The 13,858-nt window shown below is 72.6% G+C and carries 9 protein-coding genes; 5 read left to right on the top strand and 4 right to left on the bottom strand.

Annotated features, from left to right (window positions below; translation table 11 throughout):
- Positions 1-634 precede the first annotated feature (634 nt).
- A complete protein-coding gene (locus ABZ914_RS32470; protein ID WP_500197907.1) occupies positions 635-3,184 on the bottom strand; it encodes a transglycosylase domain-containing protein in 2,550 nt (849 codons plus the stop codon).
- 1,171 nt (positions 3,185-4,355) lie between these two features.
- Positions 4,356-4,733: a DUF5318 family protein gene (locus ABZ914_RS32465; protein ID WP_500197905.1), complete on the bottom strand. Its 378-nt coding sequence runs from the start codon at positions 4,731-4,733 to the stop codon at positions 4,356-4,358.
- 190 nt (positions 4,734-4,923) lie between these two features.
- Between ABZ914_RS32465 and ABZ914_RS32460 the strand changes: the two genes are divergently transcribed.
- The 4 genes from ABZ914_RS32460 (at position 4,924) to ABZ914_RS32445 (ending at position 10,160) form a co-directional block, all read left to right on the top strand.
- Positions 4,924-5,544 carry a PadR family transcriptional regulator gene (locus ABZ914_RS32460; protein ID WP_151545906.1) on the top strand — a complete coding sequence of 207 codons (621 nt, stop codon included), beginning with the start codon at positions 4,924-4,926 and terminating at the stop codon, positions 5,542-5,544.
- Between the two features lie 112 nt (positions 5,545-5,656).
- On the top strand, positions 5,657-6,736 hold the full coding sequence (locus ABZ914_RS32455; protein WP_500197903.1) for an inositol-3-phosphate synthase: 1,080 nt from the start codon (positions 5,657-5,659) through the stop codon (positions 6,734-6,736).
- 236 nt (positions 6,737-6,972) lie between these two features.
- Positions 6,973-8,742, top strand: coding sequence for an ABC transporter substrate-binding protein (locus tag ABZ914_RS32450; protein WP_500197902.1), 1,770 nt, complete (start codon positions 6,973-6,975; stop codon positions 8,740-8,742).
- A gap of 95 nt (positions 8,743-8,837) precedes the next feature.
- Positions 8,838-10,160, top strand: a complete 1,323-nt coding sequence (locus ABZ914_RS32445) for an MFS transporter (protein ID WP_500197900.1) — start codon at positions 8,838-8,840, stop codon at positions 10,158-10,160.
- Positions 10,161-10,245: 85 nt separating this feature from the next.
- On the opposite strand, the gene ABZ914_RS32440 is transcribed toward ABZ914_RS32445, so the two are convergent.
- Together ABZ914_RS32440 and ABZ914_RS32435 are read right to left on the bottom strand one after the other, a co-directional pair.
- Positions 10,246-11,559, bottom strand: a complete 1,314-nt coding sequence (locus ABZ914_RS32440; RefSeq protein ID WP_500197899.1) for an adenosylmethionine--8-amino-7-oxononanoate transaminase — start codon at positions 11,557-11,559, stop codon at positions 10,246-10,248.
- Positions 11,556-13,067 carry a CCA tRNA nucleotidyltransferase gene (locus tag ABZ914_RS32435; protein ID WP_500197897.1) on the bottom strand — a complete coding sequence of 504 codons (1,512 nt, stop codon included), beginning with the start codon at positions 13,065-13,067 and terminating at the stop codon, positions 11,556-11,558. The genes ABZ914_RS32440 and ABZ914_RS32435 overlap by 4 nt, the downstream gene beginning before the upstream one ends.
- A 340-nt stretch (positions 13,068-13,407) precedes the next feature.
- Between ABZ914_RS32435 and ABZ914_RS32430 the strand changes: the two genes are divergently transcribed.
- Positions 13,408-13,858 (top strand): aminoacyl-tRNA deacylase (locus ABZ914_RS32430; RefSeq protein WP_500197895.1); only part of this gene is annotated, 451 nt, incomplete at its 3' end.

The raw sequence follows: 13,858 nt of genomic DNA, 5'->3' as shown, positions 1-13,858 counted from the left end.
TGCCCCGGGCCGCGGCGCGGCCCTCCCGGGCGGCGGCGCGCCCGTCTGCGTGCCGCGCGGCGCCCCCTGGGCTCCGCGCGGCGGCATGCCCTGACCCCCGCGCGGCCCACCCTGGGACATGCCCGGGGCGCCGGGGCGGGGGGAGCCCCTCCTCGGAGGGGGGCCCTCTCCGTATTCGGGTCCGTAACGGCTTGGGTTGCTCACGCGACCTCATCAACTGGGGTACGGCTTTGCGTCGTCCGAGCGTACTGCTCACCCGGAGGCGTGGGGGGCGGGGGAGGAACGACGCCCTCCCCCGTCCCGGACGAACGCACTGGAACGTGCCCGACAAGTCCAGGATGTCCGGACCGCTGGCGGGCGGGGCCGGCACGGCGGGACGACCTGCCCCGCCATGGCCCGGCATGCCCCGGCGGATCGGGGTGCGCGACGTCCACCACCGCGCCGCACGGCGTTCCGCGGACATGGCTCATGTCACACCCCGATCCGTCGAGGAGGGCTCTGGTCGCGGCCGGGGCGGGCCGGGCCCCGTCCCCCTGCGGACGGGTCCCGGCCGTCGGCCGTGAATACGTGCGCGCACGCCCCCGCCGGTTCATTCCCGGCCGGTTCGCTCGCGCCCGGTTCGGTCGCCGCCGGTTCATTCGGGCGGCCTCGTGAGCGGCAGCAGCGGTGCCACCGCCGCGCTGTTCGGCTGGTTGCCGCCGCCCCGCTGCTTGCGGCACGCGGGGTCGCCCCGGTGGATCGTGCACCACCACTTCGGCGGCGGGTTGCTCGGCGGCTTGTTCGGGTCGCAGTCGGTCTGGAACGGCGACTGGCACGGCTGCCCGTTCCCCTGGCCTCCGCCACCGCCGCCGTCGCCCTGGCAGCGCGGGTCGTACTTGCCGATCGGGCTGTTGCACCAGGGCGGCCGGTCGTCGTGCTTCTTCTTCTTTTTGGGCGGCAGCTTCGCCCACTTCTGCACGATGCCGCCCCAGACCGGGTTCGGGAACGGCTCGATGTTCATGCCCCGGGTCGCCTGCGCCATGTAGGACCGCCAGATCCGCGCCGGGATCGTCCCGCCCTCGACCTCGCCGATCTGCGGCAGCACCACCGACTGCTTGCGGTGGTCCGGCCCGAGCTTGTCGTTGTACATCGTCACCGCGGTCGACACCTGCGGGACGAACCCGATGAACCACGACGACACGTTCCGGTCGGTGGTCCCCGTCTTGCCCGCGGCGGGACGGCCGTCCGGCAGCGCCGCCGCCGTCGCCGTACCGCTCTTGATGACCTGCTGCAGCGCGTACGTCGCGTCCGCCGCGACCTTCGGGTCGAACACCCGCCGGGACTTGACCTTCGGCTTCAGCCGCGGCGTCCGGTTGTCGCTCTGCTTGACGATCCGGATCACGTGGGGCTCGTGGTACACGCCGCCGTTGGCGAACGCCTGGTAGCCCGCCGCCTGCTCGACCGGCCGGATGTCGTTGACGCCCAGCGCCAGGTTCAGCTGGTGCTTGTAGCCCTCCAGCATGGTCGACGCGACCCCGGCGTCCTCCGCCGTCTCGATCGTCTCCGGAACGCCCACCTTCGCGATGAGCTGGATGAACGCGGTGTTCACCGACTCCTTCAACGCCGTGACGAGGTCGACGGCCGGCGCCACGTCATGGCTGTTCGGCACCACGACCGCGCCGGGCGTCCCCTTCGGGACGACGTTGCCGGTGGTGGGATCGATCGGGGTGTCCGACTTGCCCTCGACCATGCTCTTCAGGCTGTAGTTCTGCTTCAGCGCCGTCGCCAGCACGTACGGCTTCATCGCCGACCCCGCCTGCGCCGACCCGCTCCACACGTTGTCGAACGCCTGCTGCAGGTAGTCGGGCCCGCCGTAGAACGCCATGACCTCGCCGTTCGCGGTGTTCACCGACACGAGCCCGACCCGGATGCCCTTCTTCGCGAGCTTCTTCGGGTTCACCTGCGTGACGGTGTGCTCGGCGGCCTGCTTGGCCATCGCCATCCGCTTGCGGTCGAACGTCGTGTAGACCCGCAGGCCCTTGGTCGTCAGCTCCTGCTGGTCGATGCCCTGCCGGCGCAGCTCCTCCTTCGCGCGCATCAGCATGTAGCCGCGCTGGCCGCCGTACAGCTGGTCGCCGGTGCCCGCGCTCTTCACCGCCGGCACGTGCTGCATGTACTTGTCGGCGTCGGCCTTCGACATCTTGCCCATCGAGACCATGCCCTTGAGCGTGTACTGGTAGCGGCTCGTCACGTACGCCTTGTTGGCCTTGTCGGCCGGGTCCCGGTTCGCGTCCTGGATCATGCCGCCGAGCAGCGCCGCCTGGTCCGGCTTGAGCTGCCACACGTCGACGCCGAAGTACTCGCGGGACGCGGCCTGGATGCCGTAGGTGTCGCGGCCGAAGTAGATCGTGTTCAGGTACAGCTTGAGGATCTCGTCCTTGGAGCGGCTCTTGTCGAGCTTCACCGCGATGAACAGCTCCTTGAACTTCCGGCTCATCGTCCGGTTGTTCGGGTCGGAGTAGTAGTTCTTCGCGAGCTGCTGCGTGATCGTCGAGCCGCCGCCGTGGCCGCCGGTCAGGTTCACCCAGACCGCGCGCCCGGTGCCCTTGATCGAGAACCCGGGGTCGGTGCGGAAGCTGCGGTTCTCCGCCGCCAGCACCGCGTCCTGGACGAAGGGCGGGACCTGCTTCAGCTCGACGCTCTGCCGCTTCTTGCCGATCCGGCCGATCTCGGTGCCGTTGGTGTAGTAGAAGATCGACGCCTGGTCCTCGACGCCCGCGACGGTCGGCTCCGCGGGAGTCGGCGTGTTCGCGTACGCCACCCCGATCATGGTGACGACGCCCGCGACGCCGAGCAGGAAGACCCCGGTCACGAGCTTCCACGACGGCAGGAACCGCCGCCAGCCGGTGCTGCGCGACCGCAGATGGTCGACGAAGCTCTTCTTCGCGGCCCGCCGCCCGGGACCACCGGGCCTGCCCGGCCCGCCGGGTCCACCCGGACCGCCGGGACCTCCTGGGCCGCCGGGTCCGCCCGGACCTCCCGGGCCGCCGGGGGTGCCGCCGCTGCGGAACTTGGCGAGGACGCCGGTGACGGCGCCGAGCGCCGCGGTGACGCCCGCGCTCACGCCCGCGGCGACACCGGACCCGGCACCGCCCGCGGCGCCCGCACCACCGGCGCCGCCGGGTGCACCGAAACCGGCGGGCATTCCGGGCGAGTTGAATCCGGCCGGCCCGCCGGGACCGCCCTGCATCCCCGGACCACCGGGACCCGCCGGACCGCCCGGCCGCCCCGGACCACCGGGACCCATCGGCCCACCCGGGCCGCCGGGACCACCGGGGGAGCCCATCGGACTGCCCATCGGGCCATTCGGGGCGCCAGGCCCTGCGGGGCCGTTCGGCTGCGGTGTGCCAGGCGCGGATCCGGGACCGGACGGGCCAGGATGCGGCGAGACCGCGGCGCCGTGGAGGTCGGGCATGGTGAAAGGCCCGGGATCGCCGCCCGGCGGGGGACCCGCGTTGGCAGGGGGAGCGCTGAGCGGGTCGGGAGAACCGGCGCCGCCGGACGGGCCGGGAGCGCCGGGCCCGGACGGGGCGGGAGCGCTCAGCGGGCCCCGGCCGAGGGGATCCCCGACGGGACCGGCGGACGGGCCGGGCGCGGGCGTCGCGGATCCGAAGGCCGGGCCCTGCCCGAGCGGGTCACCGCCGTAGTCGTTCGGGGTGCTGCCTCGGCCCGCGGCGTCCCCGCCGCCCTGACCACCGCCTGCGGCGGCGCCGCCCATGGAGGAGGAGCCGAGCGGGTCGTCCGGGAGGAAGGCGGCGCCCGGCTGCGGGCTCATCGGCGCGGGGGGCTGCGGGCTCATCGGCGCGGGCTCGGCCGCGCCCGGACCCGAGGGAGCGGGCGAGCCGGACGAACCAGGCGAGCCGGACGGCGGGGGGCCGAAGACGGCGGTCGCGTCGAGTCTGATCCCCGCGGGGTCCACGGGCGGCGGCGGGGAGCCGAGCGGCCCGGGGCTCTGGCCGGGCGAGGCCGGCGGAGGCGGGGGCGTCGGTCCGCCGGCGTCGGCGTCACCGGCACGGCGCTGGGCGTCCGGAACCTCCGGTTCGCCGGTTCGGCCGAGACGGGGGATCTGGTGCCCGCCCGGCCCTGGCGACCCGGACTCCGGTCGGGGCTGGCTTGGATTACTCACGCGACCTCATCAACAGGGGACGACGACGGGCGGCGGGCCGTGCGCACCGGAGGGGGCTCCGGTGCCGCGGCGGCTCGTGCGCCGTCCGAAGAGTACTGTGCGGGCTGGTGAGCGGGGGGAGCACGGTGCAGGGGCGGAGACCGTTCCTGCTGGTCGGACGCCCTCTCCTCGGCTGATCCTCCTTAGCTGGTCACCGCTCGGGGCGCTGCTCCCCGCGGCCGAGGACGTAGGACACGGTCAGGTGGTTCCAGGCGCAACTTTGGCACACTTCCACCACATACACCCTGAATTCGCCGTATTCGCGGTCCATCTCGGCGAGCTCCGCGGTCGCCTTCACCCGTCCGGCGTAGCGGCCCAGCTCGTCTCCGTACACGTACGTGACGTGGGTGAGATGCACCCGCCCGCACACCGGGCAGGGGGTCTGGGTGGGCTCGCCGTGGTGGCGGGCCGCGCGCAGCAGGTAGGGGTGCGCGTCGCACGCGTCGTCCCTCGCGAGGGCCCCGGTCCGCAGGTCCGCGAGCGCCGCGCGCTTGGCCAGCCCGTAGTCGACGACGAGCCGGCGTCTCATGGGCGGCTGCGACCCCGGCATACGAGCAGGGTAGGCCGCGCGCGCCGGACCCGGTAGATCACCGCGAACCCCCTGTTTTCGGCGCGCGGCTTGCCAGGATGCGGTGCGGTACGTATCTTGGCGATGTATCGAGCCGATACATTCACTCGATACATCGAACGGAGACATCGACTCTGCGGAGGGACTCGCGATGGCGGGCAAGAAGGGCGCGGGCGTGCTGGAGCTCGCCGTGCTCGGCCTGCTCCACGAGTCCCCGATGCACGGGTACGAGCTGCGCAAGCGGCTCAACACCCTGCTCGGCATGTTCCGCGCCTTCTCGTACGGGACCCTCTATCCGTGCCTCAAGCAGCTCCTCGCCAACGGGCTGATCGTCGAGGACCGGCCGGAGGAGCCGAACGCGACGCTCGCGCTGCAGAGCCGCCGCTCGAAGATCGTTTACAAGCTCACCGCCGACGGCAAGGAGCGGCTCCAGAACCTCCTGACCGAGGCCGGTCCGGCGTCGTGGGAGGACGAGGGGTTCGGCGTGCACTTCGCCTTCTTCTCGCACACCCGCGCCGACGTCCGGCTGCGGATCCTCGAAGGCCGGCGCAGCCGGCTCGAGGAACGCCTGGAAGCCGTCCGCGCCGCCCTCGGCCGGACCCGGGAACGGGTCGACTCCTACACCCTGGAGCTGCAGAACCACGGGCTGGAGTCGGTCGAGCGCGAGGTCCGCTGGCTCAACGAGCTGATCGGGCGCGAGCGGGCCGAGCAGGAACAGCAAGCCAGATCTTTCGAAAGCAACAAGGACATGCCTCGGGACAAGGGCCGCTGAGGAGCGGCCCCACCTGGGACGGGTGAACTCCACCTCAGGTCCCGCCAGTGGTGGCGTTCGCCCTCCGGGGCGGGCGAGGATCGCAACCGCAAGAGAGTTAAGGAGCAATCGGATGGGTTCCGTGCGCGTAGCCATCGTGGGTGTGGGCAACTGCGCCTCTTCGCTCGTCCAGGGTGTCGAGTTCTACAAGGACGCGAGCCCCGAGACGCGGGTCCCCGGCCTCATGCACGTCCAGTTCGGCGACTACCACGTCGGCGACGTCGAGTTCGTCGCCGCGTTCGACGTGGACGCCAAGAAGGTCGGGATGGACCTGTCCGAGGCCATCCACGCCAGCGAGAACAACACCATCAAGTTCGCGGACGTCCCGCCGACCGGCGTCACCGTCCAGCGCGGCCACACCTTCGACGGCCTCGGCGAGTACTACCTCGACATCATCGAGGAGTCGGACGCCGAGCCGGTCGACGTCGTGCAGGCGCTGAAGGACGCGCGGGTCGACGTGCTGGTGTCGTACCTGCCGGTGGGCTCGGAGGAGGCCGACCGCTTCTACGCCCAGTGCGCCATCGACGCCAAGGTCGCGTTCGTGAACGCGCTGCCGGTGTTCATCGCCTCCGACCCCGAGTGGGCCGCCAAGTTCACCGAGGCGGGCGTGCCGATCGTCGGCGACGACATCAAGTCGCAGGTCGGCGCCACCATCACGCACCGCGTCATGGCCAAGCTGTTCGAGGACCGCGGGGTCGAGCTGCTGCGCACCTACCAGCTCAACTTCGGCGGCAACATGGACTTCATGAACATGCTGGAGCGCAAGCGGCTCCAGTCCAAGAAGATCTCCAAGACGCAGTCGGTCACCTCGCAGATCCCGCACGAGATGGCGAAGGCCGACGTGCACATCGGCCCGTCCGACCACGTGCCGTGGCTGGACGACCGCAAGTGGGCGTACGTCCGCCTGGAGGGCAAGTCCTTCGGCGACACGCCGCTGAACCTGGAGTACAAGCTGGAGGTCTGGGACTCCCCGAACTCCGCCGGCGTCATCATCGACGCGGTCCGCGCCGCGAAGATCGCCAAGGACCGCGGCATCGGCGGCCCGATCCTGTCCGCCAGCTCCTACTTCATGAAGTCGCCGCCGGAGCAGTACAACGACGACCAGGCCCGCCAGGCCGTCGAGAAGTTCATCGCCGGCGAGGTCGAACGCTGAGCGGCTCTTGCCGGGTGCCCGGGGGTCTTCGCCCCGGGCCGGGCACCCTCCTCGCACGCTGAGAGTCTCGTCACAAAGCTCTCGAAGGACGCCCTGACAGTGGACATCCCGCTGTCAGGGCGTCCTTACTTCTCTACATAAAACGGTGATGTAGCGGCTCTTTGTCACGCTCTGGCCCTACTGTGACACCGCCGGTTATCGCACACCAGCTGCCGAGTGCCGGACTGGAGGACGACATGGCGCGCGAGGTGATCAAGGTGACGGCGGGCATCGCCGGGCTCGCGGTCGGGCTGGCCGCGTGCGGCGGCGGTGGCGACGGCGCGTCCGCCGACGGCCCGCCCCGCGACGGCCGCACGCTCCGGATCGTCGGCTCGTCCGACGTCGAGCACCTGGACACCGCCTCGGTCGCGAGCGTCGGCGGGTACGGGCTCGTCCGCACGTTCGCCCGGACGCTGTTCGCCACCCGCGCGTCCAACGACTTCGCCGAGGCCCTCGCCGTCCAGGCGGACGCCGCGGCCCGGCTGCCCAGCCGGGAGAACGGCGACATCTCCAAGGACGGGCGCACGTACACGATCCGGCTGCGCGACGGCGTCATGTGGGACTCCTCGCCGCCCCGGCCGGTGACCGCGCAGGACTTCGTCCGCGGGTTCCAGCGGCTGTGCAACCCGGCGTCCCCGTCCGCCGGGAAGGGCTACTACATCTCGACGATCAAGGGGATGGACGGGTTCTGCCGCGGCTTCGGCGGCGTGAACGCCAAGGACGCGCGGGCGATCGCCGCCTACCAGCACGCCCACCCGATTGAGGGGGTCCACGCGAAGGACGACCGGACGCTCGTGTTCCGGCTGAAGCGCCCGGCCAGCGACTTCCTCAACCTGCTGTCGCTGCCGTTCACCGCGGCGGCGCCGCGCGAGTACGACGCTTACGTGCCCGACAGTCCCGACCTGCGCCAGCACATGATCTCGGACGGCCCGTACCGGCTCGAGGAGTACCGTCCGGGGATCTCCTACCTGCTGACGCGGAACCCGGCCTGGCGGCAGGACGCCGACCCGATCCGCGAGCGGCACGTGGCGCGGATCCAGATCACCCTCGGCCAGGACTCGCCGGAGACGGTCCAGCAGCAGATCGAGCAGGGCGCCGCCGATCTCGCGTGGGACCAGCCCGTCCCGACGTCGGCGATCCCGCGGCTGCGCGACGACCCGCGCTTCGCCATCCGGGAGACCCCGAACAACAGCCCCTACCTGGTGTTCAACCTGCGCAGCCCGAACAACGGCGGCGCGCTCGGCGACCGGGCGGTCCGGCAGGCGCTGGAGTACGCGGTCGACCGCAGCGCCCTCATCAAGATCGTCGGCGGGCCGTCGGTGGCGCAGCCGCTGCACACCGTGATCCCGCCGGGCAACTCGGGCTACGCCGCCTCGAACCCGTACCCGACGCCGAACGAGTCGGGCGACCCGGGCAAGTGCCGCCAGATCCTGGCGAAGACGGGCCACCGGAAGATCACGCTGAAGTTCCCGTACCGCACCAACAGCGTCCACAAGCTCATCGCCCAGTCCATCGCCGAGAACCTGTCCGCGTGCGGCGTCGACACCCGCCTCACCCCGGACACCGGCGGCTCGTTCTACTCCAGCACCATCGCGACGCCCGCGCGCGCCCGCGAAGGCCAGTGGGACATCGCCGCGCCCGGCTGGACGCCCGACTGGTACGGCAACAACGGCCGCTCGATCATCCAGCCGCTGTTCGACGGGCGCGGCTACGGGCAGAACTCCACCGACTACGGCGGCTACAACAACCCGCAGGTCAACGCGCTGATCGACAGCGCGCTCACGGCGGCGGACGCCGGGCACGCGGCCGGCTACTGGCAGCAGGCCGACCAGCTGATCATGGCGGACGCGGCGATCGTCCCGCTCCTCGACCGCGCCCACACGATCTTCCGGTCGGAGCGCGTCCACGGGGCCCTCTTCGTCCCCACGGCCGCCGGCTACGACTACACGAGGCTGTGGCTGTCCTAGCGGCGGGGCCGTGGTCGTCATGGCGGCGGGGCCGTCGTTCCGGCGGCGCGGGTCGCGGGGGCCGCTGAGGTCGCCGCCCCGGGTACTTTGATCAGGTGAAAGCGGGTGAGCTGGGCGCGATCGTGCGGGGGCGGGACTTCCGCCGCCTGTACGCGACGCGCCTGACGTCCCAGCTCACCGACGGCGTCTTCCAGGTCGCGCTGGCCGGCTACGTGTTCTTCTCGCCCGAGCGGCAGGCGACGGCGGGGAAGGCGGCGGCCGCGTTCGCGGTGACGCTGCTGCCGTACTCGGCGCTCGGCCCGTTCGCCGGGGTGTTCATCGACCGGTGGCAGCGGCGGCAGATCCTGGTGTGGACGCCGGTCCTGCGGGCGACAGTCGTGCTGCTCGTCGCGGCGCTCGTCGCGACCGGGCGGGACGGCGTCGGCTTCTTCCTGGCCGTGCTGGTGGTGCTGGGCGTCAACCGGTTCTTCCTGTCGGCGCTGTCGGCGGCGCTCCCGCACGTGGTGCGGCGCGAGCACCTGGTGACGGCGAACGCGTTCTCGGTGACGAGCGGGACGGTGATCGCGTTCGTCGGGGGCGGCGCCGGCTACCTGCTGCGCACCCTGTTCGGCGGCGGCGAGCGGGGGACGGCGCTGATCCTGGCGTCGGCCGCGCTGATGTACCTGGCCGCCGGGGCGATCGCGACGCTGCTGCCGCGCGGGCTGCTCGGCCCGTACCCGGCGGAGGCGGAGGCGCTGGCGGGCCGCGGTCCCGGGCGGGACGCGCCGGGGGTGCGGGACGCGTTCGGCGCGGTGCTGTCCGGGCTGGCGGACGGGGCGCGGCACATCGCGGGCCGGCGGCCGGCGGCGCTGGCGCTCGGCGCGATCTCGTTCCACCGGTTCGTGTACGGGATCATCCTGATGATGACGCTGCTGCTGTGCCGCGGCCACTTCGCCGACGACGCCGACGAGGGCCTGGCGACGCTGGCGCTGATGCTGGGCGTGTCCGGCGCGGGGTACTTCGCGGCGGCGATCGTGACGCCGCCGGTGGTGCGGCGGATCAGCAAGCAGGCGTGGATCGCGCTGCAGCTGGCCGCCGCGTCGGCGGGGATGCTGCTGCTCGGCCTGCCGTTCTCCCAGGCGGCGTGGACGGCGGGCGCGTTCGGGCTCGGCGTGGTGTCGCAGGGCGTGAAGCTGTGCGTCGACACGACGCTGCAGGAGACGATCGACGACGCGTACCGGGGCCGGGTGTTCTCGGTCTACGACATGCTGTTCAACACGACGTTCGCGGCGGCCGCGGCGCTCGCGGCGACCTGGCTGCCGCCGGACGGCGTCGCGTCGATGACCCTGGTCGCGGTGGTCGTCGCGTACGCGGCGGGCGCGGCGCTGTTCTGGACGGCGTCGGTCCGCGGCCCGAAACCCCTCCCGGCGCGGGACTAACGCCTCCCGGCGCGGGACTAGCGCCTCCCCCGTCCCGCGGTGCGGGACCAGCGCCACCAGCCCTCGCCCCGGGCCGCGAGAGCGGTCAGAGGGACTCGGCGATCGCGTAGAGCGCGGAGCCGATGTGCCCGACCTCGTCCTCGGTGCACACGTACGGCGGCATCGCGTAGACCAGCTTCCCGAACGGGCGGAGCCAGACGCCGTGGGCCGTCGCGATCTCCTGGACGGCGGTCATGTCGACCGGCTCGCGGGCCTCGACCACGCCGATCGCGCCGAGGACGCGGACGTCGGCGACCCCGGGCAGCTCCTCGGCGCCGGAGAGCTCGCTGGTGAGGACGGCCTCGATGGTGTCGACCTCGTCCCGCCAGTCGCGGGACAGCAGCAGGTCGATGGACGCGGACGCGACGGCGGCGGCGAGCGGGTTGGCCATGAACGTCGGCCCGTGCATGAGCGCGCCCGCTTCGCCCGAGGTGATGCCGTGCGCGACGCGGTCGGTGCACAGCGTCGCGGCCATCGTCATGTACCCGCCGGTCAGGGCCTTGCCGACGGACATGATGTCGGGGACGACCTCGGCGTGGTCGCAGCCCCACAGCTCGCCGGTCCGGCCGAACCCGGTGGCGATCTCGTCCAGGACGAGCAGGAGGCCGTGCTCGTCGGCGATCTCGCGGAGCGCGCGCAGGTACTCGGGGGCGTAGAAGCGCATGCCGCCGGCGCCCTGGACGATCGGCTCGGCGATGATCCCGGCGAGCTCGTGGGCGTGCTCGGCGGCGAGCTTCGCGACCTCGTCGATGTACGCCTGGTCGGGGTCGGCGGTGTAGCCGAGCGGCGGCACGGGCGCGAAGACGTGCCGCGCGAGGACGTCGCTGAACAGCTGGTGCATGCCGTTGACGGGGTCGCAGACGGCCATGTCGCCGAAGGTGTCGCCGTGGTAGCCGCCGCGGACGGTCAGCAGCCGGCGCCGTTCCGGGCGGCCCTGCGACCGCCAGTACTGCATCGCCATCTTGATCGCGACCTCGACGGCGACGGAGCCGGAGTCGGCGAAGAACACCTTGGTGAGCGGCTCGGGCGTCAGCTCGACGAGCCGCTCGGCGAGCCTGACGGCGGGCGGGTGGGTGAGCCCGCCGAACATGACGTGCGCCATCTTGCCGAGCTGCCCGGTGACGGCGGCGTTCAGCTTCGGGTGGTTGTAGCCGTGGATCGCCGCCCACCACGACGACATCCCGTCGATCAGCTCGGTGCCGTCGGCGAGGGTGAGCCGGACGCCGTCCGCGGACACGACGGGCAGGGCGGGCGCCGTCGCGGGCATCGGCGCGTACGGGTGCCAGATGTGGTCGCGGTCGAACGCGAGCATCCGCTCGGTCTCGGCGGGGCTCATCCGGCCCAGCTGCAGCGGGATCATTCCTCCCCCTCCGCCGCCCCGGGGGACGCCCCGGCGGGCGGTTCGGGCTTGATCCCCTCGTCGGCGGCCCAGCGGCGCAGCTCCCGCTCGGCGGCCTCCTTGCCGACCATCCCCTGGTCGAGGCGCAGGTCGAGGAGGAACTTGTAGGCCCGGCCGACGAGCGGCCCCGGCCTGATGCCGAGGATCGCCTGGATCTCGTTGCCGTCGAGCTCCGGGCGGATCGCGGCGAGCTCCTCCTCCTCGGCGAGCCGCTCGATCCGCGCCTCCAGGTCGTCGTAGGTGCGGCGGAGCCGGTCGGCCTTGCGCTTGTTGCGGGTGGTGCAGTCGGCGCGGGTCAGCTTGTGCAGCCGGGCGAGCAGGGGACCGGCGTCGCGGACGTACCGGCGGACGGCCGAGTCCGTCCACTCGCCGGTGCCGTAGCCGTGGAACCGCAGGTGCAGCTCGACCAGGCGCGACACGTCGGCGATGACGTCCTTCGGGTAGCGCAGCGCGGTCAGCCGCTTGCGGGTCATCTTCGCGCCGACGACCTCGTGGTGGTGGAACGACACCCGGCCGCCGGCCTCGAACCGGCGGGTCCGCGGCTTGCCGATGTCGTGCAGCAGCGCCGCGAGCCGCAGGATGAGGTCGGGCCCCTCCTTCTCCTGCGCGATCGCCTGCTCCAGCACGATCAGCGAGTGCTCGTAGACGTCCTTGTGCCGGTGGTGCTCGTCGATCTCCAGCCGCAGCTTCGGCAGCTCCGGCAGCACGTGCGCGGCGAGGCCCGTGTCGACCAGCAGCGCCAGGCCCTCCCGCGGGTACCGGCCGCAGATCAGCTTGGACAGCTCGTCGCGCACCCGCTCGGCGGAGACGATCTCGATGCGCCCGGACATGTCCTTCATCGCCTGGACGACGTCGGGCGCGACGGTGAACCCGAGCTGCGCGGCGAACCGGGCGGCCCGCATCATCCGCAGCGGGTCGTCGCTGAACGAGTCCTCCGGCCTCCCCGGCGTCCGCAGCACCTTGCGCTGCAGGTCGGTGAGCCCGCCGAACGGGTCGACGAACTCGTACCCGGGCAGCCGCGCCGCCATCGCGTTCACCGCGAAGTCGCGGCGGCGCAGGTCCTCGACGAGGGACGTCCCGTACGACACCTCCGGCTTGCGGGACTTCGGGTCGTAGGACTCGCTGCGGTAGGTGGTGATCTCCAGCTCGTGGCCGTCCTTGCGGAGGCCGACCGTGCCGAACTCGATGCCGATCGTCCAGACCGCGTCCGCCCAGCCGTCGATGATCTCCAGGATCCGCTGCGGCGGCGCGTCGGTGGTCAGGTCGACGTCCTTGGACGGGCGGCGCAGCAGCGCGTCCCGGACCGGCCCGCCGACCAGCGCCAGCTCGTGCCCGGCGGCGGCGAACCGCGCGCCCAGCTCGTCGGCGACCGGCGCTATCCGGCGCAGCAGCTCCGCGATCGCGGTCGTGCGACGCGCCGTGGCGCTGGGGTTCTCGTTGTCGTCGGGCACCTGGTCGAGCACGGCCATCGAGCGTATTTCCTTGGTGAGCGGGCTGACAAAGGACTTTCGGCGGGTCCGGGCCCTTCACGCGGCGTCGGCCCCGGGTCACGTTCTGGGCACCCCGATGCCGCCGGCGCGACCGCCGGTGAGCCTCCCGTACGCACCACGGTAGCGGGATCCCCAGGCTGTACGGTCCGCCGCACCTGCGGCTCAGGCGCATCGGGAGCCTTCACCTGCCGTTCGGCGGGTGTTGATCCGAGTACCTCGGGTATGTGGGGACACTCCCCGCAGAGTGCGACCTACGGGGGCACAGGGAGACCGGCACGGGGATGTGCGGGACGTTCCCCCCGCAGGACGGAGCCAGATCATGAAGGACGCGCTCACCCTCCACCGCGCGCTGCTCGAGCGGGAGGCCGTGCACGAGATCGTGCGCCTGCCCATCGGTATCGCGCACGCCGACGAGCTGCCCAAGGCGCTCGGCCTGCCGGCGGACCGGTGCCTGGTGACGCGCGTCTTCGCCTGCGACGACCCCGGCCCCGACGACGCGCGTCCGGGCCGGCGCTTCCTCACCGGGGTGATCGTCCGGGCGGGGGACCGGCCGCCCGCCGAGGCGGTCCGCCGCGCCATGGGCGCCCGGCGGGTCGGCCCGGCCCGCGCCGACCTGGTCAACGCCGTCACCGAGTACGCGGCCGGGCTGGTCTGCCCGCTGCTGCTCCCGGAGTCGATGCCGCTGCTGATCGACCAGCGGCTGGGGGGGGGGCCCCCCCGGGCCGGCGGCGTCGACACCCCCACCCCCGGGCCCGCCCCGGCGCGCGGCA

Source organism: Spirillospora sp. NPDC046719, from assembly GCF_040645715.1.
Lineage (GTDB): Bacteria > Actinomycetota > Actinomycetes > Streptosporangiales > Streptosporangiaceae > Spirillospora.
The sequence above is the reverse complement of the archived record's forward strand: the minus strand, read 5'-3'. Positions and strand labels throughout refer to the sequence as shown.